The sequence below is a fragment of the Cohnella thermotolerans DSM 17683 genome (assembly GCF_000429825.1).
In the GTDB taxonomy this organism is placed as follows: Bacteria; Bacillota; Bacilli; order Paenibacillales; family Paenibacillaceae; genus Cohnella; species Cohnella thermotolerans.
Genome location: NZ_KE386958.1, coordinates 73,820 through 96,051, shown reverse-complemented (window position 1 = coordinate 96,051; position 22,232 = coordinate 73,820). Strand labels below are relative to the sequence as shown.

Sequence of the window (22,232 nt, the reverse complement as noted above, 5' to 3'; positions counted from 1 at the left end):
AAGGCACTTTCCGGTGCGCACGCACCTGGAGGTGCGTAGGAGGAGGACCACAATGGCCGAGAAGGAACCGCGCGTCTCGATCGAGGAATGCTCTTATCGGAAGGTACTGGACATCGTCTCGAGCAAATGGACGGTGCTCGTCATGGCCGCGCTGTCCGGCGGCACCCGAAGATACGGAGAACTGAGAAGGCGGATCGCCGATATTTCGCAGAAGATGCTGACCCAGACGTTGAGGCAGCTGGAGCGGGACGGTCTGGTCGAGCGGAACGCGATCCCTTCGGTGCCCCCCGCCGTCGAGTACAAGCTGACGCCGCTCGGAGAGACGCTCATTCCGCATTTCCGGGAGATGCGCCAATGGGCGCACGACTATTATCCGCTCGTCGAGCGGGCGAGGTCGGATTACGATCGGAAGCACGAAATGCCCGCGACGATGGATTGAAATAAGGCTGTCCCGGTTCGGAGGCGAAGCGCCCCCGCCGTTAATTCACCGTAATTTTGTCGAACGTAACCGCTGCATTTTTGTAGAAATAAACCCGGTACTCCAACGGATGGTTCAACGTCGTCAGGCTTCGATACAAGCGACGGAGCGGCGACGATGCCGCCGTTTAAGCCCGCGACCGTCGTCGCCAGGTTGAGCGTGTCCGGAAGGGCGTCGTCGTAAACGACGATCCCGTTAATCTCGCTCCGATACTTGGCGATCAGGCTCCAGTTGTCCGCGACATCTGTGTGGCCGAGCCCGAGCGAGTCCAGCCAGTTGTATTTGCCGTCTTCTCCCCGGACCGCGTTGTCGTACGTATAAATTCGGGGCTGCGTCCGGTTGACGATGCCCTTGAGCGTCGTGAACAGCACCCCGCTTCGTCTTCCTTCACCCGCGGCGTCGTCCCCACGTCGTCCACCTTGATATAGGCGCCTCCGTGCCAATACACCCTGAACTCGAGCGCATGACCGGCGGCCGGATTGTCGAAGGGCAGCTCGAAGCGCTGGAAGGCGTACGTCCGGGTGAATTACTGCCGTGTGATGTCCCTCGTCGCGAGGACGGTTCCGGTCGTGTTGTCCCTGACGTCGACCGTAACCATGACGCTGTTGTTGGCCGTATTGTTGTCGATGCTTAAATCGTAAAAAGCGATGTTCGGACCGGTCGGGATGTCGGTTGCGTAAGGGCCGTACACGAGAAAATCGTCGGGCGCGTCGATCGACGTTTGCGCCTGCCAGCCGTTGCCGTCCGGATGGCCTGTGCGGTGGGCCACCTGGCTGCCTTCGGCTTCGTACTTGTACTCGGTCGTCACGTCCATGACGTCCAGTGTGCCCGCAGGCGACGAGAATGACGGAAGCACTTGTCCCGCAGGCCAGCTGATTCCGGCGGCCGCTGCCGTCTGCGGCCGAAGCAGTCCCGCGGGCGCGAAAGCCAGGGCGATCGCCGCCAGGAGGTGAAGCCATCGCTTGCTTTTCATCAGAATTCCTCCTACCCTTTAAGGAGTGGATTAGAAATGACATATTAATTATATTATACAGATCATTTTTAAACAAAGGAGATTTTGGAAGCGCGTTCATTCAACCCTTCTGCAAATAACCGTTGCGAAAAACGGATTTAATGTTATATTTAATATATCTTATTTATTTCAATTTTTGGCTAAAGGAGATGCCTCATGGACAAACCGTTTCGACCGCCGGCCGTTCCGCTTGTGACCGTCGATCCGTATTTCAGCGTCTGGTCGATGGCCGATCGCCTGACCGACGACGACACGCGCCATTGGACCGGCAGAAGGCATGCGATGACCGGCCTCATTCGAATCGACGGCGCCGTCCGCCGCTTTGCCGGACGGGTCGAGCCGAGCGCGGAGCTTTACTACGCCGAGCCCCCTGCCATGCGCCAAACCGGCCTTCGGGTGACGCCGCTGTCGACCCGCTACGATTTTGAAGCGGACGGCGTTGCGCTGACGGTCCTTTTTACGACACCGCTGCTGTTGGACGACCTGGATCTGCTCTCCCGTCCGGCCTCCTACGTCTCCCTGGAAGCCCGCTCGACGGACGGGCGGCCGCACGATGTCCGGCTGTACTTCGATGTCACCGGCGAATGGTGCGTGAACGACAGCGAGCAGCGGGTCGTATGGGGCGAGGGGCAAGCGGACGGTCTTCATCTCCTGCATATCGAGCATGAGGATCAGCGGATGCTGACCCGCTCCGGGGACGACCTGCGGATCGAGTGGGGCCGCTTCTACCTGGCCTGTCCGCAAACGGAGGGGACGGCCGTGCGAATCGGGCCCGCCTCCATGCGCAAGCGGTTCGTCCGGGGCGAGGCATTGACGTACGATGGCGATTGGTCCATGCCGCGCGCCGTTCGCGACGGCTACCCCGCGCTGGCCGCAACGTTTGACCTGGGGCCGGTCGGGGAGAAGCCGGTCTCCCGGCTCGTTACGCTCGCCTACGACGACGTCCTGTCGATCGAATATTTCGGGGACAAGCGCCCCGCTTATTGGCGGCGAGACGGAATGTCGGCGTCCGCCATGATCGCTGCGGCGGTCGCGGAATACGACGCCGTCCTGCGCCGCTGCGAGGCGTTCGACCGGCAGCTGCTGGCGGACGCGGCCCAAGCCGGAGGCGAGCGGTACGCGGATTTGCTGGCGATCTCCTATCGCCAGGCGATCGCCGCCCACAAGCTCGTGACCGACCGCGACGGCAACCTGCTGTTCCTCTCCAAGGAGTGCTACAGCAACGGCTGCATCGCGACGGTCGACGTCAGCTACCCGTCGATGCCGCTTTTCCTGCTCTACAATCCCGAGCTTGTCCGCGCGATGATGCGGCCGATCTTCAAGTTCGCCGCCAGCGAGGCGTGGGCGTTCGACTTCGCGCCGCACGACGCCGGGCAATATCCGCTCGCGAACGGGCAGGTGTACGCGCAGTCGATCGAAGGGCAGATGCCGGTCGAGGAATGCGGCAACATGCTGATCATGGCCGCCGAAGCCTCCCTGGCCGACGGCCGGACCGGCTTCGCGGAGGCGCACGCGGAAGTTCTGAAGCAATGGGCCGACTATTTGGCCGAGCACGGGCTCGATCCGGAGAACCAGCTTTGCACGGACGATTTCGCGGGGCATCTGGCGCGCAATGCGAATTTGTCGGTCAAAGCCGTCATGGGCGTCGCCGCTTACGCCCTCCTGTGCCGCCAACTGGGACGCGAAGCGGAAGCGGAGCGTTATATGGGCGTCGCCCGGGAGATGGCGGCCGCATGGGAGGCTCTGGCGGACGGCGGGCTGCACACGAAGCTGGCGTTCGGTCGGGACGGCTCCTGGAGCCTGAAATACAATCTGGTGTGGGACGTTCTGTTCGGCACGGAGCTGTTCAGCCCGGAGGTTCGCAAGAAGGAAGTCGTCTGGTACTTGTCCCGCAGACAACGGTATGGGGTCCCGCTCGACAGCCGCGAAAACTATACGAAGTCCGACTGGCTCGTATGGGCGGCCTCGCTGGCCGAAGACGACGGCGAGTTCCGCGCGCTGATCGAGCCGCTCTGGCGCTTCGCCGACGAGACGCCGGACCGTGTGCCTTTCTCGGACTGGTACCGCACGGACGACGCCAGGCAGATGAACTTCCAGCATCGCAGCGTCGTGGGCGGGCTGTTCATCAAGCTGCTGAAGGATCGCTGGGGTTCCCGCGCTTTCTCCTGAGTCGGGCGCTGGGAAAAGAAAGGGACTGCAGCCATCGGGCCGGGTCGGTAAGAATCGACCGGGGCACGCGCACAGTCCCTTTCTTGTTGCGTCGCTGGCAGATTCGTTGCTGGGGCGTTAAGAAATGCGCCTCCTTAAGGGGAGGCGAAGAAAGAGAGGAAGCTGGTTGCTCTCTTTGGCGCCTGCCCCGCCTACGCCACTACAATCCGCACCCCGCCGGGCCGGTGCCTGTAGCGGATCAGCAGCGTCCGCGTCTCAGCGTCCCATTCGAACGGCAGCGGCTTCGCCTCCTCCCCTCCCGCTTCGGCCGAAGCCGAGACGGCGGCGGGCTCGAACGGGCAGCGGAGCCGGCAGACCGCTTCGATCCCGGTCGGCCCCTTGGCCGTAAAGGCGATGCGTCCTTCCCCTTCCACATATCGCTCGATCCGCGAGGAGGCGGCAATCACACTGCCCCCCCTCCGCGCGTCTTCGGCCTCTAGATCGTAGAGTAACCCCTGCTCTCCCGGAACTACCGTCAGTCTCCGCACGATCGGAAGCGACGAATCCAACAGATTGACGAAAAGCCCCTCCAGCGTCAGCGGACGATCGTGAACCGACTCTTCCATCACGGAAGCGATGATGTAAGGCCCTCTTCGCAGCACGAAAGCGTTGGAGGGGCGCCCCCCCGCACCGCCCTTGCCCTCGCCTTTCATACCGTTTGCATCATCTCCGCCGGCAGCGGCGCTCCTCTGCAGCCCCTCCGCCACGGCGCGGCGCAGCAAATCCGCGCCTTCGCGGCTTTCCGCCAAGCGGCGGGGCGCCGCCCGCAAGTACCCGAGCGCGCCCAAGCCGACGCGGCTCCAGCCCTCCGGCACATTCGCGGGCACGCCAAGCGCCCCAAAAAGATGCTCCCGCGGGCTCGCATACCGCCGTCTGCCGCCGTTCCACCACTCGCGCACGCCGTGGTACGGATCGCTGTCGTCGCCGACGTAAAGGAGCACGCCTCCTTCTCTCACCCATTGCGCCAGCGCGGCGTGCAAATCCGGATGCTCCGGCTTCATGAACTCGTAGCTCAGCACGAGCAGCCGGTAATCGTCCAAATACCCGGGATAGCGGCGGATATTGTCCAACTGCACCGGCCGCACCGGCAAACCGTGCTTCACCAGAGGCAGCGTCAATCCGTAGAAATCGGAGAAATCGAGCAGTTCCAGCGCGTCTTCGTCCGTGATTTCCACCTCGTTCGTCCCGTCGTATTTAAGCAGGAAGCCCGCCGTCTCCTTGCCGATGCGCATGCGCTGGAACATGGCGGAATCCGCCAGCAGCACGCCCACCCGGGGATCGCTCCCCGCGTCCTTCCGGCACGGCTGATCCATGTTGCCCAGCGTATGCATGAGAGTGAGCAGCATCGTCGCGTAATCGCCCGGAATGCCCGTCTTCTCTCCGCCAATCCCGGCGTACCGCCCTTCGAAAATGCGCCTCGGCCAAGGCGCCACCTCGTATCGGGACACGTCCGGATGCAGCAGCGAAGCGACCAGCGTTTTCAAATAATTCGTCCGGTAGTCGTTCCAGTCCCGCTTCGGATCGTCCTCGATCGGGTCGTGCAGGAACCACATTCGCTTCCCCGTTCCCCGGACGAGCTCCTGCATAATCCCGTATTCTAGGTATGCCGTCTCGAAGGTGCGCTCCCGTCTGCGTCCTTCGTACACATTCGCGGTGCGCGACGTGCCGGTCCACACCTGGGCAATATAGCCGTCGACCGACGGAAGCTCCAGCAGCCGGGACTCCGGGCTGACGATGCGCCATTGGGTATAATTGATCAGGCTATGGGTCGGGACGAAAAAGCGCAGGGCGCGGCCATGCTTGACGAGCGAATATTCCTTAAGCGCCGAACAAACGCGGTCCAGACATCTCGCGTAGAGGTACGCTTTGAGCTTCGAAGCCCGGTATTGCGCATCCTCCGAGCCGTGCGGCGCCTGCCAATCTTCGCCGTAGTAGATGCGCCATTCGCGCTTGAACGCTTCCGAATAGCCGTCCTCGACCCAGATTTCCGGCTCCTCCAGATGAATCGCCTCCACGCCGGCGTCGACGGCGGGCCGGATCCGTTCGATGAGAAAATCCGCGTACGACAAGGTCGGGATCATGTACGGAATGTGAGCGGAGGTGCCGTGAATGATGCGCTCTCCGTCCTTGTACGTCTGGGCTTCGTCCCAATGGGCGCGCCCGTCGAACCGTCCGTCCAGATAGTCCCCGTATGCGCCCCAGGAGACGCCCGTCATGAGATGAACGACATAGCCGGCTTCCTTCCACTGCCTGATGCGGTCCGTCATCGTGGGGCCGATGCCGTATACCATGACGAAGTCGGTCTGCAAATCGTAGGCGCTTCCATAGGCGCTCCCTTCCTGAAACCCCGTCCGCTCTTCATCCCTGCTACTGTCCGGCATTCTCCGTTCCCTCCTTAGGCCCGCTTGAGCCGAATCGTCTTGATCTCGAACGGCCGGAACTCCAGCCCGATCCCATTGTCTTCTAACGCGAGCGGCGCCGCTTCCTCTTCCATCAAATTCGTCTCCTCCGCCGATGCGCAAGGGAGACCGAACGCAACCCGAACGCGTGCCGATGCGCCTGCGCTCTCATAGAGACGAACGATCGTGTGCTCGCTGTCTTCAGCTTTCTTCACCGCTTCGATCATGACGTGCGGGTGATCGACCGCGATCCAACTCAGCGACCGTCCTTCGGCGAAGCCTGCAGCCGCCTTAGACTCCGCAATGACGCGGCCCGCCGCCAACTCCGCCTCCGCGACCGCCCTGCTTTCCGTTGCCGCTTTTCCCGGCTCAACCTCTGTCACCCTTCCCGAATCCACGCCCCCGCGGCCTTCCGCCCCCACCGCAACGACCAGCGGTACGTTGAACTCATAGCCCTTGCGGGCTACGCCCGCCTGAACGAAGTCGCCTTCGTGCGGGAGCAGCGCATAGCGGAATTCGTGCCGCGCGCGGTCGGCGGAAGGATCGGGATACGAGGGGCTGCGCAGCAAATTCAAGTCGAGCACGCCGTCTTCGGCCCGGTGGCCGTATTTGCAGTCGTTCAGCAGCGCCACGCCGTAATCCGGCTGCGACAGATCGATGTAATGGTGTGCGCAAACTTCGTCCCTCGCCATCTCCAGCAGCGTGTTGCGCGTAGCGGGCCGCTTCAGGTAGCCGAACTGGATCTCGCAGTTGACCGTATCGGTCCGCACGCAGGTGTCGAACGAGGCCCGCAGCATCTTGCCCGATTCCCGCCAGTCCGCTTCGGCGGCGAACTCCACGAAGGCGCCGCCCTCCGCGACGGACACGACGAGCTTCAGCGCCGACTCGCCGAAGCGGTAATGCTGCTCCGCGACCGCAAGATGGCCTCGCACGGCGTACTCGACGCGCTCGAGCCGCATCGTTCCCGCGACGGTATCGCGGTAATCGCGGGGAAAATCCCAGGCGTCCCCGTCGTCGTAATACACCGTCAGCACGTTGCCCCGCCCGCCGGGGCGAAGCGCCTCGCGGCCGGACGCCTTGTCGTACACCGACGCCAAGCTGCCGTCCGCGGCGAACGTTACGCGCAGCCGCTCGTTCTCGATGACCGCATCGCCGGCCCGCAGCGCCCCGAGGTCAGCCGGTCTCGCCGCGTCCGCCAGCGCGACGCCGCCCATCGCCGGAACGCGGACCGCGTGCCAGCCGCCGTTCCACTCCACCCATTCCTCGCGTTCCCACGGCAGCGAGTTGAAGACGACCGGCGCGCCGGACAGCCCCATTCGCGCCGCCGCTCCCGCATAAGCCGCGAGCCCAAGCTCCCGCGCTTCCCCGTACAGCGCCGCGTACCGCTCCAGCGACTCCTCGTAAACGCGCGCGATCGAGGAGCCCGGCAAAATGTCGTGGAACTGGTAGAGCAGCACTTCCTTCCAGATGCGCTCCAGCCGCTCCGCAGGATAGCCGTCCGCGCCGAGCGCCTGCGCGAGCGACCAGGCGAACTCCGCTTCCCGCAGCGCCAGTTCCATGAGCCGGTTGTACCGTTTGTTGCGCGCCTGCGACGTCAGCGTGCCCTGATGCTTCTCCAGGTAGAGCTCGCCCCGGAAGCGCTGCAGGGAGGCAGCCTCCTCCTCCAGCCGAAGGAAAAAGGCGATCGAAGGCTCCTGCACGACCGGCGGCAGCCCCGACAGATTCTTCTCCCGGGCCAACCGTTCCAGATGCTCTTCGCCGGGCCCCCCGCCGCCGTCGCCGATGCCGAACAACATCAGCGCGTGCCCGGAGACGTTCTTGTCCGCATATTCCCGCTCGATCTTCGCCAGGGAACGGGGCGCCGCGGGGCTGTTGTACGTGTCCTCCGGCGGCAGATGCGTCAGAATGCCCGTGCCGTCGATGCCCTCCCAAATGAAGCTGTGGTGCGGATGCTTGTTGTAGACGTTCCAGGACAGCTTCTGCGTCATCATGTACGAGACGCCCGCCAGCTTCAGCAATTGCGGCAAGCTGCCGGAATAGCCGAACACGTCGGGCAGCCACAGCACCCGGACGTCCACGCCGAACTCCTCCCGGAAAAACCGCTTGCCGTACAGCAGCTGCCGAACGAGCGCCTCGCCGCCGGAGACGTTCGTGTCGGGCTCGACCCACATGGCGCCCTGCGGCTCCCACCGGCCTTCCCGCACCCGCTCCTTGATTTGCCCGTACAGCTTCGGATAATGCTCCTTCATCCACTGGTACAGCTGCGGCTGGCTCGCGCCGAATACGTAGTCGGGATACTTCTCCATGTTCCTTAGAACGGTGGAAAAGGTGCGCGCGCCCTTGCGGATCGTCTCGCGGATCGGCCACAGCCACGCCAGGTCGATGTGCGCATGCCCCACGGCGCTCACCCGAAGCTCGGCGTCGCCGCCCCGGCGCGCCAGCTCCGGGGCGAGCATCGCGGACGCCCGGCGCACCGACTCCGCGTCGATGACCGAGAGCGCGTTCGCGGCTTCGTACAGCTTCCGCTCGATTCGCGCCCGGCGCGAACTGTCCGGCGGCACTTGCCCCGCCAGCTCCAGCAGTACCTCGAAATCGTAGTACAGCTTGCGGACCTCCTCATCGCATACGGCGATGTCGGCCTCCTTGAGCGTGCCGCTCCGGTACCGCCCGAACAGGTCGTTGCAGCCCGCGTCCGCCCACAGGTCGACGATCTCGCCCCCGGCGGCCCGCTGCGCAACGTCCACCACCCGCTTGCCGGGAAGGCCGAGCTCGTAGTCGAATTCCGAATTCACGTTGGTAAGGCCCTGCCTCGGCGAGCCTTCCTCGTCGACGAGGCACAGCTCCCCGTTCACGTCGATCAGCAGCACGACTTTGCAGCCTGCGGCTTCCTCCGGCACGACGCCCTTGAAATGAAACCAGGCGCAGTCCCACAGCTCCCCCCACCGGTCGCCGGGCTTGAGCCGCAGCCGGGAGCCCTGCATCCGCTCCGCATACGGCACCGGCTCCCGCGTCACCCAGGCCTCCGTCTCCAGAGCGGCGACCGGTCGATAAATCGCTTCGCGCAGCCGCTCGAGCGTCCTCGCCGCTTTCTCTCTCATCACCTTGCCAATTTCGTAAGGCATTCCCGCCCGCTCCTCTCCGTCTTAACGGAGAAAAGGGCTGGCGTAGGACAGCCCTCTTCTTCCGACTCTATGATCGCTCCGTCCGTCAGCCGACGATCGCTTGGGCTTTCGCCTGCGCGTCGTCCAGAATGCTCTTGATGTCGCCGTTCGTCATGATCGCCTTGGCGACGGCGTCGCCGAAAATTTGCCATACTTTGGAGTCTTCCTTCTTGAACGTCGGCAGCCCCTGCACGTTCCCGTTCATCGCCTGATAGTGCAAATACATCTCGGGGTGCTTCGACTGGTAGTCCTGCGATTCCGCGATCGCCTTCTTGACCGGCGAACGGACGCCGGTGTCGGCGATGAGCGTCTGAATCTCGTCGCTGTACATCGCGCGGATATACTCGAACGCCGCTTCCTTGTTTTTGGCGTCCTTGGGCACCGCGTGGAACGCCGCGCCGATCGTAATGTTGCCGGCTTCCCCGCCTTCCGGCAGCGGAATGGGCGACATGCCGTAGTCGATGCCGAGCGACGCGCTCTCGGACGCCCGCCACGGCCCGTCGATAATGTAGGCGGTCTGCTGCTTCTTGAAGGCGTCGAAGTACGGCCCTTCGGTCGGATTGACCATCAGCCCGGCAGGATGGTTCTTGTTCAGTTTCCGCAGGAACTCGACCGTCTTCACGTTCGCGTCGCTGTTGAAGGCCGGGTTGCCGGAAGCGTCCGTGAAACCGCCGTGGTTGACGATGAGCAGGGGGCCGAAGCGCAGATAGCCGCCCGCGTTCGGCCCGGCGTAGACGCCGCCGCCGTAGAACTTGCCTTTGCCCGCTTCCGTCACTTTCTCGATGTCGGCCAGCAGCTCCTCCCACGTTTTCGGCGCCTGATCGGGATCGATTCCCGCTTCCTTCACCAGCTTCTTGTTCCAGAACAGGCTGTTGACGCCGGGCTGGGAGGCGAAGCCGTAAATTTTGCCGTCGACCTCCATCGGCTTCCAGGCGGCGGGAGCGATCGTCTCGCGAATTTCGGCGGCCATGTCGTCCGGGAACGGCTCCAGCAGCCCCTGCAGCGCGAAGCCCGGCATTTGCGTCTCGCCCACGATAATGTCGGGAACGTTCTTGGCGAGGAAGCCGGCCGTCTCCTTCTGGATGAGCGGCTCGCCCCAGCCCCAGTCTTCCGTCTTGACCGTAATGTTCTTGCTTTTCAGCTTGTCGTTAATGATCTGTTGGTAAAAGTACGGGAACACGCCGGGATGCACCTTCTGTCCGGGCGTCCGGGCAAAATCGGACTCCTGGACGCGCGGAGTTTGCGCCTCGTCCTTCAGGAGCGACTTCTTCTTCTCGGGCAGCAGATCGTCCAGTTTGCCTACGCCGATGCCTACGGCGCCTTCGTTGAGCACCGTGATGGTGACGCCGCCTTCCGGTTTCGCCGAAGCGCCGCCGGTTGAAGCGCTTTCGGAAGCGCTCGGCGAAGACTCCGGGGATGCGCTCGAACCGGACGTCGAAGCGCCGCCGCCTCCCGAAGAGCAGGCCGACAGGCCCAGAGCCGCCGCCAGAGGCCATACGGCCCATGCCGCCTTTTTGTTGAACATCCGTAAACCCTCCTCGAATATCGATCGTCTTTCTAACCAAACAATAACACACATAAATTATATATTCAATATGTCAATTAAGTTTTTATCCTTTAATACCGGTATTGGCCAGCCCCTGAACGATGTATTTCTGGAAGAAAAAGAAGATGAGCAGCGCCGGAATCGTAACCCCAAGACTGAGCGTAATGATCATCGGGTAATTGATGACCGCGCCGGGGCTCGCCATGACCGAAGACAGCCGGGTGATCGCGGAAGGAAGCGTCTGCAGGCTGTCGCTGTTCGTGTAGAAGAAGGGTGTAATGAAGTCGTTCCATGTGCCGAGCGCCGTCGTAATGGCGATAAACGCCATAATCGGCAGCTGCAGCGGGAATAAAATCTGGAAGAGCAGACGGAAGGTGCCCGCTCCGTCCGATTTGGCGGCTTCGTCCAGTTCGATCGGCACTTTCTCGAGCGATTGCTTGACGAGGAACGTTCCCATGATGTTGATGCCGGGGCCGCCGATCAAGTACACCCACCAGGTGTCCAGAATGCCTTTGCCGCCTGTAAACACATGATTGCCCCCGAAAAAGGGAAACCGGGCGAACTCCAGATAGGTCGGGATGATCGCGATCGTCGTCGGAATCATCTGTGTGGCGAGCAGCAGCAGGAACAGCTGGTCCCTCCCCTTGAATCGCAGGCGGGCGAAGACGTATCCTCCCAAGAAGGACGTGAGGATGGCCCAGAAAGTGTTGTACGCGGTGCGCAGCACCGAATTGCGGAAGTACACCGTCACGGCGGCGTCCGTCGAGCCGGCCAGCAGCGCCTTGAAATTGTCCAGCGTCGGCTCCTTCGGAACGGGAAACGCATGGATGACGCTGGACGTAAACTCCTGCTTCGTAAAGAACCCGGCCATGATCATGAAAATGAGCGGATACAGCAGCACGAGACCGACGCCGAGCAGCACCAGATGGCCCAGCGCGCGGCTTGGCTTGAACCTTTTCGCGAACATGGTCTTCAGCCCCCTCTCCCAAGCGTCTTCACCGGAATCGTCGTCCGCCGGTCCGACCGCGTCGCCCAACCGTAATAGAAGACGGTGATGACGATGACGATCGCCGCCATGACGAGCGAGGAAGCGCCGGCCATGCCGAGGTTGAAGTCCCAGAATCCGTCGCGGTATATGCGGAAGACGAGCACTTCGGTTTTCCCGTACGGTCCGCCGTTCGTAATGAACAGCACCTGCTCGTAAATTTGAATGGCCGAGATCAGGCTCGTGATGAAGATGTAGGTCGCGATCGGCTTCAAGCCGGGAATCGTCACGTTCCTCAGCTTCGCCCACGTTCCGGCGCCGTCGACTTCCGCCGCTTCGTACAGATTGTGGTCGACCGACTGCAGCCCCGCCAGCCAGAGCAGCGCCGCTCCGCCTACGCCTTTCCAGACGGAATATACGACAATCCAGAAGATGCCCCAGCCGACGGAATATTGCCAGACGATCGGCTCCTTGCCGATCGATTTGAGAAAATTGTTGATGACGCCGTTGTTCGTATCGAGGAACAGATTGAAAATTTGCGTGGTGGCGACCGTGGAGGTGACGGCGGGAATATACCAGATCGAACGGTAGACGCCTTTGCCCTTCAGCGGCATGTTCATGAGCAGCGCGGCCCCGAAGCCGGACAGCAGCGTAACGCCCGTCACCAGCCCGCCCAGCCAGATCGATCTCCACAGCGCCCCGGTGTAGACGGGGTCCTTGAAGAAATGGACGAAGTTGTCGAAGCCGATAAAAGCCGGCGAGTCCGCGAGACCGACCCAACGGAAAAAGCCGAGCAAAAAGCCGAATAACGTAGGAAATCCCGAGAGCAGCAGCCAAAAGACGATCATGGGGATCAAGATGACGGCGGCCAGCATCGCATCGCGGTGCCGGGTTCTAAAGCGCTTCCATAAATGCTGCGGCTGCCGTCCGACCGGCGCATTCGGCATGGCCGCCGCCGTCGTCATCGTCTTGCCGTCGCGATTCATTCAACCCTCTCCTTCTCCTGCATTCAGTGTCATACCCTAACTATAATCGGCAATAAACAATATGTCAATTATTAGATATATTAAATATAACAAATAGTCGAATACAGGCGGTTGCGCGGGGCCAAATGAAGGTGGGGGGGCGGTTCCAGGGGGAGGTCGGTTCCAGGGTTCCGCCCATTTGCCGCCTTATCCCCACGCCTCAGAGGCGGGAGGGACCGGTCGGAGGCGTCCCGAACGGAGGCTTCCCAAAGTCCTGCAACGGATAAGCGCCGTCTGAGCAGCGGGGATAAGCGTACAAATGGCGAGAAAAGGGAGAGAAAGGCAGGGAGAGGAGACGCGAACTTGCAACTTGCCTCTGCAGAAGCGCTTCGCTGGTGGCAACGCGGGCCGCGACTCATCGAATGGCGCAGGGCGCGGCAGCATACAAGGCGCGCCGCTGGCTCTAGGCGCATATGCGGCAAAAGCCCGCAGAAGCTACCCTCTGCAGGCTTGCGGTCCTGGCGCGCATAGACGGCCAGGCTTTACTTGCACACCGGTCCCGTCGAGCGGCGGACGACCAGTTGCGGCTCCATAATGATCTTGCTGTAGCCGCCCGCTCCGGGCTCCTTGCCGCTCGCGAGCATGTCGAGCAAGATTCGCGCGGCTTGCTCCCCCATCAGCCCTTCCGACTGCGAAATGTGGGAGTATTCCCCTTCCTCGCCGAGTCCGGACGCCGGATCGTCGAAGGTCAGAATGGAGACGTCCTGCGGAACCCGGAGTCCCAGCTTGCGGCAGATCGAGGCGATGTGGACGCCGAGCCTTCCGTTCAGCGTCACATAAGCGGTAGCCATCCGGTTCTTGATGAAGCGGTACAGCGGATGGTCCTCGTCGCTCTTGTGGTAGTCCACGTTGAAATCCGTCAGAATCAAGGCGGGATTGATCATGGCCCCTCTGCGCTTCAGCGCCTCGATATACCCGTTGATCCGGTCTTCGACCGTGATCGTCGGCAGGATGGAGTCGGAACAGATCGCGATGTCGCGGTGGCCGAGCTCCCACAAATAGTCGACGGCCATCCGGCCCCCGACCAGGCCGTCGCTGCGGACGACGTTCGTCTCGATCCCGGGCAAGTAACGGTCGACGAGCACGAAGGGATAACCGGCGGCTTTGAGCGACAAAATTTCCTCATTGTACGTTTCCGCGTCGCACGGAAAAATAAGCAGGCCGTCCGCCCCGCTGCGGATCATGTGCCCGATCGCTTCCTTCTCGCGGTCGATCGAATTGCCCGTCACGATAATATGAAGCTGATAGTTTTCGCCCTCCAGCACCCGGTTGATCCCCTGCACGAGCCTCAGCGCGAAATGGTCGACCAGCTCGGGCAGAAGCAGCCCGATCGTGCGAAGCCCGCTGGAGGAGACGGCTCCCGGCCAGCCTCCGTAACCGCTCGCTCCGGGCCTGGCCGCAGATTGTCGCGGTTCGGCGTCCCCGGCCGGCGGCTGTCCCGCCAGCATCCGTTCGATGCCTTCGCTGACGAAGCTTCCCCGGCCCGGAATCCGGTAGATCCATCCGTCCTTCGCGAGCTGCACGAGCGCGTTCGCCACCGTGATGCGGCTCACGTCGAACTGCTCCATGAGCTCCTTCTCCGAAGGGATTTTGTCGTTCTCCTTCAGCTTCCCCTCGGCGATCAGATCTTTAAAATATTGCTGAATTTGCATGTATAATGGTTGCCGCTCCGTTTGCATCGGACAATTCTCCTCATAACGTTTGAATTGCCTCTATGTTATATCATTTATAGCATTTAGTCAATTTATTAGGAAGAACCGGTCAACAAGAACAGGCCTGACTCTGCAGCGTTCAGAATCAGGCCCTTCTTCGTTCATTATGCAGCATCCGTCCCGCTGCCGTCCGGCTCAACCGTTCAGCTTGTTCAACGTCTCCATATAGAGAACCTGCAGAAACTTCTTGACGTTCACTTTCCCTTTGCCGGCGGAAACGTCCTCCTCGATCTCCCGCATTTTCAGCCGGACGTCCTGAAAGTCGAAGTAGAGCGGCGCGTAATATTCGAACTTGGGATGGCTGTAGTCCGTCAATCCGATGGACGCCATATTGGCGAGGGCGGCGGTGACGGTTCGGCGGATGCGTTGTTCGACCGCCTTGCTTCCCTTCTCGAGATCCCGCGCCGCCGGATTGGCGGCCAATACCGCCGATTCGTACAGCTCTCTGAGCTGCGGGAAATCGCGCGTCCGGTTCTGTTCCACAAGCCATTCCATAATCGACAGAATGTCCTTGCTGCCGATCTCCCCGACGATCCCGAGGTCCGTCAGAATTTGCCGGACGACGCCGCGAACGGTCTTCTCCTTGCGCGCGGGCGCCGGGGCCGGCTGCAGCGGATCGAGCTGCGCCAGCGACCGCTTGATCTCGAGCAGATAACGGTCGAGCTTCCACCGTTCGCTTACTTTCTGCACAACCGATTCCACCTCCACCCAATTGATCGGTTTGCGGATGAAAAATTCGATGCCGTTCCGGTAAGCCTGGCCGACCATCTCTTTGTTCTCCACTTGCGAGATCATGACGAACCTGCCTTGATACCCTCTGCCTTTGAGCTGAATAATGGTCTCGATGCCGTCCTGATCGGCCATGAGCAAGTCGATGAGCACGATGTCCGGGTTCGTGTCCAGAATGAGGCGGGCGCCTTCCACGCCTCCCTCCGCCGTTCCGAGAATGCTCCCGAACCCGCTGTCCTCGATAATATTTTGCAGCATCCGGGTGCTGACGGCATCGTCGTCGACGATACAAAAGCTTGGCAGCATCTCTACGCCCCTTTCCGCAACGTGATCGTGGGAAGAGCGACGATAAAGCGGGCGCCCTTGCCGTTCTCGGGGGTGGAGACCCGAATCTCGCCGCCGAGCGCCCCCACGATGTCCCGCACGTGCGAGAGTCCGATCCCGGTGGCCGCGACCCCGTCCTGATCGAACTTCGTCGTAAACCCGGGCTCGAATATAATTTGTCGGTCCCGCTCGGGGATGCCCTTGCCGGAATCGACGACCTCGAATACCGTCCGGTCTCCCCGGTCGAACGCGCGGATCCGGATCAGCCCGTAGCGGTTCATCGCTTCGACGGCGTTGGCCACCAGATTGTTGAGCACCGTAAGCAGGACGATATAATGGGACGTCGAGAAGTCGACCTTCAGATCCCCTTCGATCGTCAGTTCCTTTTTCAGCATTTCGCTGTAGGTTTGATTCGCTTTGATGACGTATCGGAAAATTTCTTCCAACTTCATCTCCTGGGCGATCTCCCGGTCGTACAACTTCGTCAGACCCGCCAGTATCCGCTGGGAATCCTTCTTCACTTCGTGAATCTGCTGGGCGATGCCCAGCGCCTGCCGGCTGTACTCGGTCATCGACGCCTGCTTCAGCTTGCTGTACAGCTCGAAGCTGCTCGCCGTGATCCGCTCGATCGTATCCATCGACTTCCGCAGATAGAACGACTCCCCGTACAGTCCCGAGCCGATGTTCAGCATCTGTTCGATCCGCTTCTGCTGCTCGGCCTGGATCAGCCGCATCTGGCGAATCGATATGCTGCTGAACAGTCCGATGATGAAGTAGCTTCGCAGCACGGCGATCGCTCCGAGCAGCGCAAGTCCGTTGTTCAGGAACGGCGACATTCCCTCCAGAATTCTGCGGGTAACCAGCTCGGTCTCGTTCGCGAGCAGATCGATGGCGGAGACGACCGCGCCCAGAATCAAAGGCTGGAACGCAGCGAGCCTCCGCTGAATGAAGCGCATGCCCGATGTGAACACGAGATAGAAGACGCCGCCGGCCAAGTGGCTCTGGAAGCTGGACGCGACGGAGAAGGAGGACGGGAAGCCGATCGCGTCTTCCGTCATCCGGAACAGCACGACGACGATTCCCGTGACCGCTCCGGTTTTGACGAACGGCAGATGCTGCATGAGCAGAAGCGAAAGCAGCAACGTGCTGGCCCCGAGGCCGAGCCGAAAAATATCGCCGCTCCAGGGGTTGATCTTGAATTCGCCCGCGAACGCCGTCATGATGGCGATCACGAAGATTTGGAACGCTTCGTTTTTGAACAAACTCTGCATTCTCAGTCCAATCTTCGAGGGAGAGGGAGCTTCGGACATTTTGGTTCCTCCATCCCATACGGCCCGGTCGCGTTTTTTACTATCGTACCATGGCCCTCAGCGATTTCAAGCCGGGATATCGCGGCAGCCGGCTCGGTCAGAGAAGCAAATCCCATAGCTGCTTGCCGATGAGCAAGCCGCAAATCGCAAGGAACAGCGGCCGGACGTACGAGGAGCCTTTGCGGATCGCGAGCCGGGAGCCGGCCAACGAACCTGCGATCATGGCCGCCCCCATCGGCAGCCCGTACCGGTAGTGGACGAGGCCGAACGAGACGAACGTCGCCAGGCTGGCCAGGTTGCTGGCGAAGTTCAACACTTTGGCGTTGCCCGCGGCCGTCACGAAGTCAAACCCGAGCGCGAGAAACACGAAAATGAGAAACGAGCCGGTCCCCGGACCGAAGAAGCCGTCGTAAAAGCCGAGGCCGAACGCCGCCGCTCCCATGAGAACCGCCGACCCGGAGGACAATCCGCTATAGGTGGATTGACGGCCCCAGCTTTTTTTGACCAAAGTATACGCCGCAACAAGCACAAGCATGACCACAACGAGCGGACGCAAAAAATCGGAAGGCATATGCCGCACCGCGAAAGTGCCGCCGACCGCGCCCAGCAGCGTAAGCGGGAACAGGCGCAGAACGAGCCGGAGATTCACTTTGCCCGAAGCGATGAACGATAGGGTACTGGTGAGCGAAGAGCAGGTGCCGGCCAGCTTGTTCGTTCCGAGGGCCGTCGCGGCGGGCAATCCGGTGGCCAGCAACAGCGGCAGCGCGACAAGCCCGCCGCCTCCGACGACGGAATCGACGAAGGCGGCGACGAAGCCTCCGGCCACGATCAGCAGCAGCCATCCCCATTCGATATGCTCCATCAGAACCTTCCTTCCCTTTGCCGAACCGGCGCGCTTTAGGCCATGCGGTTTTCCAGTCTTCTGGAGACGAGCGACAGGGTGTAATTGACGACGAAGTACAGGACGGCCACGAGCATCAGGGCCGGGATGGCGGTCTGGAAATTGTGGCCGATGACGATATTGGCGTTGTGCATCAGCTCGGGCAGCGCGATGATGACCGCCAGCGACGTATCCTTCAGCAGCGAGATGAACTGGCTGACCAGCGGCGGAACCATGCGGCGAAGACCTTGGGGCAGCACGATGTGCCACAGCGTTTGGAACGGGGTGAGGCCCGCAGAACGGCCCGCTTCGACCTGGCCTTTCGGGATGGAGTTCAAGCCGCTGCGGACGATCTCCGAGATCATCGCCGATTCGAACACGGTGAGCGCAATGATCGCGGATTGGACGACGCCGAATTTGATTCCGACCTCCGGCAGCGCGAACATCGTAAAGAAGATGATCAGCAGCAGCGGCAAGTTACGGACCAGTTCCACCAGGAAAGCTGCAATCGGCGAGAAGACGGGAATCTTCATATAGCGGATCGTCCCCGCCACGCAGCCGACGAGGAAGCTGAGCGCGATGGCGGCGGCGGCCACCTCGAGCGTCACCAGAAAACCTTCCAGCATAAATTCGATGTTGACCCACTTGTACGCATCTTTGAAGTCCACCGGCTTCACCCCCTAATAATTTCTAGCCAACCGGCGCTCCAGCCATCCGGTCGCGTAGCTTAAAGGAAGAGTTAGCAGCAGGTAGAACATTCCGGCGAAAATATAGGTGCTGAAAACGACATACGTATTGGAAGCGATGCGGTCGGCATAAAACATCAGATCGAATCCGGAGATAACGCTCAAAATAGACGAGTTCTTGATCAAATTGATAAATTGGTTGTTCAGCGGCGGAATGACGATTTTCACCGCTTGCGGAAGAATGACAAGCCGCATCGTCGCCCCGTAAGACAGTCCCGACGACCGCGCGGCTTCCATCTGTCCCTTCGGAACGGAGAGAATGCCGGCCCGAACCGCTTCCGCGATGAACGCGGCGGTATAGACGGTCAGACCGAGCGTGCCGCAGGCGAACGGGCTCAGGACGACGCCGATCGACGGAAGGCCCAGGAAAAACAAATACACGACCAGAAGCAGCGGAATGTTGCGGATAAACTCGACGTAAGCGGTGCCGATCCATTGCAGCGGCTTCACGGGCGTGATGCGGAACACGGCGAGCAGCGTGCCGAGCAGGAAGCTTCCGGCCAGCGCGAGAACGCTGGCGTAAGCGGTTTTGCCGAAGCCTGTCAAATACGTGCCGAAGTTGTCCGTCAGGATCGAAAAATCAAGCATCTCGTGCGATCCCTCCTTGTCTGCCTAAACGGGAGACGGGGGAGAAGCTCCCCCGTCCGTCCGCTGCGGGTTATTGAATCGGAGTCGCCCCGATCCACTTCTCATAGAGCTTGTCGTACTCGCCGCTGTCATGCAGCTTCTTCAAGTAGCCGTTGACGAAGGCGACCAGATCGGCGTTGCCTTTCTTGGCCGCGATGCCGTACGGCTCGTCGGTGAAGGTGCCGCCGACGACCTCGTAATTCGAATCCTGGCTGGCCATCCCGTACAGAATCGCGTTGTCCGTCGTCAGCACGTCGCCTTGGCCCGCTTTGAGCGCCGTGAAGGCGTCCTGGTAGTTGTCGAATTCGAGCACCGTCGCGTCGGGCGCCTTCTCCGCGATGTTCTTGACCGAGGTGGAGCCTTTGACGCCGATCACTTTCGTTCCCTTCTTGATGTCGGCGACCGACTGAATCGGGCTGCCCTTCTTCACCAGCAGCGATTGGCCGGCTTTGAAGTAGACGTCGGAGAAGTCGACTTGCTGCTTCCGTTCTTCCGTGATCGTCATCGTCGCGATGATCAGATCGATGTCGCCGTTGTCCAGCATCGGAATGCGCGTTTTCGAGGTGACTTCCTTCAGTTCGAGCTTGCTCTCGTCTCCGAGCAGTTCCTTGGCCAAGCCTTTGGCGATGTCGATGTCGAAGCCTTCCACGTTGCCGCTGGAGGGGTCCTTGAGGCCGAAGAGGCGCGTGTCGAACTTGACGCCGACGACGAGCTTGCCTCTGCTCTTGATCGCGTCGAGCGTCGGCGTGCCGCCGGCCGATGCGCCCGAAGGCGAAGCCGATGACGATTGGGAAGGCGAAGAAGACGCCACGCCGGTGTTATTTTCCTCCTTCTTGCCGCACCCGGCAAGCGTCAAAACCGTCAATGCCAGCATCGCAAGGCCAATCGCCAACCAATTTCTTTTCCTCATCTCTTTTGCTCCTCTCCCGATATCAATGTCTTATTAAACGGCTGAGAAATGCGCGCGCCCGCTCCTCGCGCGGATTCGCGAAAAACTCCGCCGGCGTTGCCTCCTCCAGAATCCTCCCCTGGTCCATGAAGACGACCCGGTCGGCCACTTCCCGCGCGAAGCCCATCTCGTGGGTGACGACGACCATCGTCATGCCTTCGCGGGCAAGCGTCTTCATGACGTCGAGCACCTCCCCGACCATTTCCGGGTCCAGCGCGGACGTGGGCTCGTCGAACAGCATAATTTTCGGCTTCATCGCGAGCCCCCGGGCGATCGCCACCCGCTGCTGCTGGCCGCCGGACAATTGGGACGGGTACGCCTGCGCCTTGTCCCGGATGCCGACCTTCTCCAGGTAGAACAGGGCGGTCTCCTCGGCTTCCTGTTTGGACACGCCCAGCACTTTGATCGGGGCCAGCGTAATATTTTCAATCACTTTCTTGTGGGGATACAGGTTGAAATGCTGAAACACCATGCCGATGTCGCGCCGCAGCTTGTTAATGTCGGTTTTCTTGTCGTTCACGCGGACTTCGTTCACGGTCAGCTCCCCGCTCGTGATCGTTTCCAGCCGGTTGATGCAGCGGAGCAGCGTGCTCTTGCCGGAACCGGACGGACCGACGACGACGACCACTTCGCCCTGATGGACGGCGAGATTTATGTCCTTGAGCACGTGAAACGACCCGTAGTGCTTTTCAACGCCTCGAAAGCTGATCAATGGAATCCCTCCTCTTTGGTAGCCGTCCCCACCGTGTTTCTCCGCTTCCCGGGATTCGCCGGGCCGAGCCTCGAGCGGCCGCATGCGCCGGACAGCCGATCCGCCGAGCTCGGGCGGCTTCCCGGAGGCGGTATCGATCTTCTCCTAGGCTAAAGCCCAACCTACAGCAAATAACGCAATCCGACATGTTATCTAACATAAAATTTGATGAATAAATTGAATGATCTAAATTATGTTAATTTATCTAACACGTAAGCACTTAAGAAAAAAGAGGCCGCTTGCGGCCCCTTCAGATCGAATCTATCCGACGTATGCCCCGCGAACCTCTTCAGTGCGAATCGGCCCGACAGGCGCCCCGGCGACCTCTTCCATTTCGGTCCGACAATTTCCCTCGAGCCAAGAGTGGAGTCGGTGCAGGGGCGAACCGTTCGAAGCCAACGTCCGAAGCAGCGCCCGTCGCAGCGTAGCGAATCGCCGGCAGCGGTGCGGCCATCCTATCGGGTGCCCCCTCCGCTTCGGCTCTCTCCCTGGGGTTATCCCGCTAACGAATCGTATTGTTCTTATTTGCGTATATTTGGCTTCTTTGCCGCTCTAACGAATCCCAGCATCGTTAATTGCAGCAAAAACCGGGAAAATGCGATCCACCGACGATAATAGCGACGCTGGAGTTCGTTACAATTTCGGAACCCGTAATTTTAACCTAATAACGTTTATTGGGTTCGTAAGGCGTACGTCCGATATCGCTGTTTGCCGCTAGCCACGGCCAATAGCTGAAGGTCGACCAGCTTGTGAAGGATTCGTCTCGCATGTTGATCCGTAATTTGCAGATGAGCCGCCAAATCGGACGCCGTGAACGGACGAAGCAGCCGTCTCGCATAACGAACGGTCTCCGATTCCAGCCAAGTCAAATGCTTGGGCACGTCCGTCGCAATGAATTTACCGATAAAGGAGAGAACCAACTGCTGACAGCGCTTGGGTTCGTCCGTAATGGAAGGGTAGGCAACCGGCAGGAAAATCCAGTCGTCCAGCGCCAATAGGCAATGCCGCCAACATAAATCTTTAAAGCGTCTCACATCGAGATCCCTTGCGTGAGTTCCGTAGCCTTGAATCTCGATCCCTCCCTTAACGTTCCCGCCGGGCATATAGGCCAGATCCAGGTAACGATAGCCGTTGTTGAAATCGAGCACTTCCCATTCGGGATGCAGATGATCGAAGTTTCGGATCGCCGGAAACCAAACGGAACGCAAAAATTCAACCGTGCCATGGCCAAGCCCTTTATTCAGCAGCTCGCGTCTTCTGTGATTTTGTTCTTCGGCAACCGTTCTTTGCATCCATTCCTCATAAGCCTCATCAAATCTTAAAATGGCTCCTCGCATCCTTTCCCGGCATGGTTTGCGAAAACAAAAACGCCGCTTCGACCCCCAAACCC

Annotated in this window: 18 protein-coding genes; 2 read left to right on the top strand and 16 right to left on the bottom strand. The window is 60.8% G+C overall.

What is annotated here, in order from left to right; genetic code table 11:
• Positions 1-52: 52 nt before the first annotated feature.
• Positions 53-439 carry a winged helix-turn-helix transcriptional regulator gene (locus G485_RS0120705; protein ID WP_027094108.1) on the top strand — a complete coding sequence of 129 codons (387 nt, stop codon included), beginning with the start codon at positions 53-55 and terminating at the stop codon, positions 437-439.
• On the opposite strand, the gene G485_RS30710 is transcribed toward G485_RS0120705, so the two are convergent.
• The gene (locus tag G485_RS30710; RefSeq protein ID WP_027094107.1) at positions 400-849 is read right to left on the bottom strand and encodes a GxGYxYP domain-containing protein; all 450 of its coding nucleotides are present in this window, start codon (positions 847-849) and stop codon (positions 400-402) included. The genes G485_RS0120705 and G485_RS30710 overlap by 40 nt on opposite strands.
• 155 nt (positions 850-1,004) lie before the next feature.
• On the bottom strand, positions 1,005-1,451 hold the full coding sequence (locus G485_RS30705; protein WP_027094106.1) for a hypothetical protein: 447 nt from the start codon (positions 1,449-1,451) through the stop codon (positions 1,005-1,007).
• A 195-nt stretch (positions 1,452-1,646) separates the two neighbouring features.
• On the opposite strand from G485_RS30705, the gene G485_RS0120690 reads away from it, so the two are divergent.
• Entirely contained in the window at positions 1,647-3,659 is a 2,013-nt protein-coding gene (locus tag G485_RS0120690) for a glutaminase family protein (protein ID WP_027094105.1), read from the top strand.
• Positions 3,660-3,850: 191 nt separating this feature from the next.
• On the opposite strand, the gene G485_RS0120685 is transcribed toward G485_RS0120690, so the two are convergent.
• The 14 genes from G485_RS0120685 to G485_RS0120620 form a co-directional block, all read right to left on the bottom strand.
• Positions 3,851-6,079: a hypothetical protein gene (locus G485_RS0120685; RefSeq protein ID WP_027094104.1), complete on the bottom strand. Its 2,229-nt coding sequence runs from the start codon at positions 6,077-6,079 to the stop codon at positions 3,851-3,853.
• Between the two features lie 14 nt (positions 6,080-6,093).
• A complete protein-coding gene (locus G485_RS0120680; RefSeq protein WP_027094103.1) occupies positions 6,094-9,219 on the bottom strand; it encodes an alpha-mannosidase in 3,126 nt (1,041 codons plus the stop codon).
• Between the two features lie 85 nt (positions 9,220-9,304).
• Positions 9,305-10,783 carry an extracellular solute-binding protein gene (locus G485_RS27525; RefSeq protein WP_051318447.1) on the bottom strand — a complete coding sequence of 493 codons (1,479 nt, stop codon included), beginning with the start codon at positions 10,781-10,783 and terminating at the stop codon, positions 9,305-9,307.
• Positions 10,784-10,868: 85 nt separating this feature from the next.
• Entirely contained in the window at positions 10,869-11,771 is a 903-nt protein-coding gene (locus tag G485_RS0120670; protein WP_035157484.1) for a carbohydrate ABC transporter permease, read from the bottom strand.
• A gap of 5 nt (positions 11,772-11,776) precedes the next feature.
• Complete coding sequence (locus G485_RS27520) at positions 11,777-12,775, bottom strand: carbohydrate ABC transporter permease (protein WP_035157480.1); 999 nt, start codon at positions 12,773-12,775, stop codon at positions 11,777-11,779.
• 521 nt (positions 12,776-13,296) lie between these two features.
• Positions 13,297-14,493, bottom strand: a complete 1,197-nt coding sequence (locus G485_RS0120660) for a GntR family transcriptional regulator (RefSeq protein ID WP_027094101.1) — start codon at positions 14,491-14,493, stop codon at positions 13,297-13,299.
• 168 nt (positions 14,494-14,661) lie between these two features.
• A complete protein-coding gene (locus tag G485_RS0120655) occupies positions 14,662-15,561 on the bottom strand; it encodes a response regulator (RefSeq protein WP_027094100.1) in 900 nt (299 codons plus the stop codon).
• A 2-nt stretch (positions 15,562-15,563) separates the two neighbouring features.
• Positions 15,564-16,850: a sensor histidine kinase gene (locus G485_RS0120650; RefSeq protein ID WP_027094099.1), complete on the bottom strand. Its 1,287-nt coding sequence runs from the start codon at positions 16,848-16,850 to the stop codon at positions 15,564-15,566.
• Between the two features lie 136 nt (positions 16,851-16,986).
• Complete coding sequence (locus G485_RS0120645; protein ID WP_027094098.1) at positions 16,987-17,751, bottom strand: sulfite exporter TauE/SafE family protein; 765 nt, start codon at positions 17,749-17,751, stop codon at positions 16,987-16,989.
• Positions 17,752-17,786: 35 nt separating this feature from the next.
• A complete protein-coding gene (locus G485_RS0120640) occupies positions 17,787-18,437 on the bottom strand; it encodes an amino acid ABC transporter permease (protein ID WP_027094097.1) in 651 nt (216 codons plus the stop codon).
• A 12-nt stretch (positions 18,438-18,449) separates the two neighbouring features.
• Positions 18,450-19,103 carry an amino acid ABC transporter permease gene (locus G485_RS0120635; protein WP_027094096.1) on the bottom strand — a complete coding sequence of 218 codons (654 nt, stop codon included), beginning with the start codon at positions 19,101-19,103 and terminating at the stop codon, positions 18,450-18,452.
• A 70-nt stretch (positions 19,104-19,173) separates the two neighbouring features.
• On the bottom strand, positions 19,174-20,052 hold the full coding sequence (locus G485_RS0120630; protein WP_027094095.1) for a glutamate ABC transporter substrate-binding protein: 879 nt from the start codon (positions 20,050-20,052) through the stop codon (positions 19,174-19,176).
• A gap of 22 nt (positions 20,053-20,074) precedes the next feature.
• Positions 20,075-20,803, bottom strand: coding sequence for an amino acid ABC transporter ATP-binding protein (locus G485_RS0120625; protein WP_027094094.1), 729 nt, complete (start codon positions 20,801-20,803; stop codon positions 20,075-20,077).
• A gap of 710 nt (positions 20,804-21,513) precedes the next feature.
• Positions 21,514-22,134 carry a transcriptional regulator gene (locus tag G485_RS0120620; protein WP_420805806.1) on the bottom strand — a complete coding sequence of 207 codons (621 nt, stop codon included), beginning with the start codon at positions 22,132-22,134 and terminating at the stop codon, positions 21,514-21,516.
• Positions 22,135-22,232 lie beyond the last annotated feature (98 nt).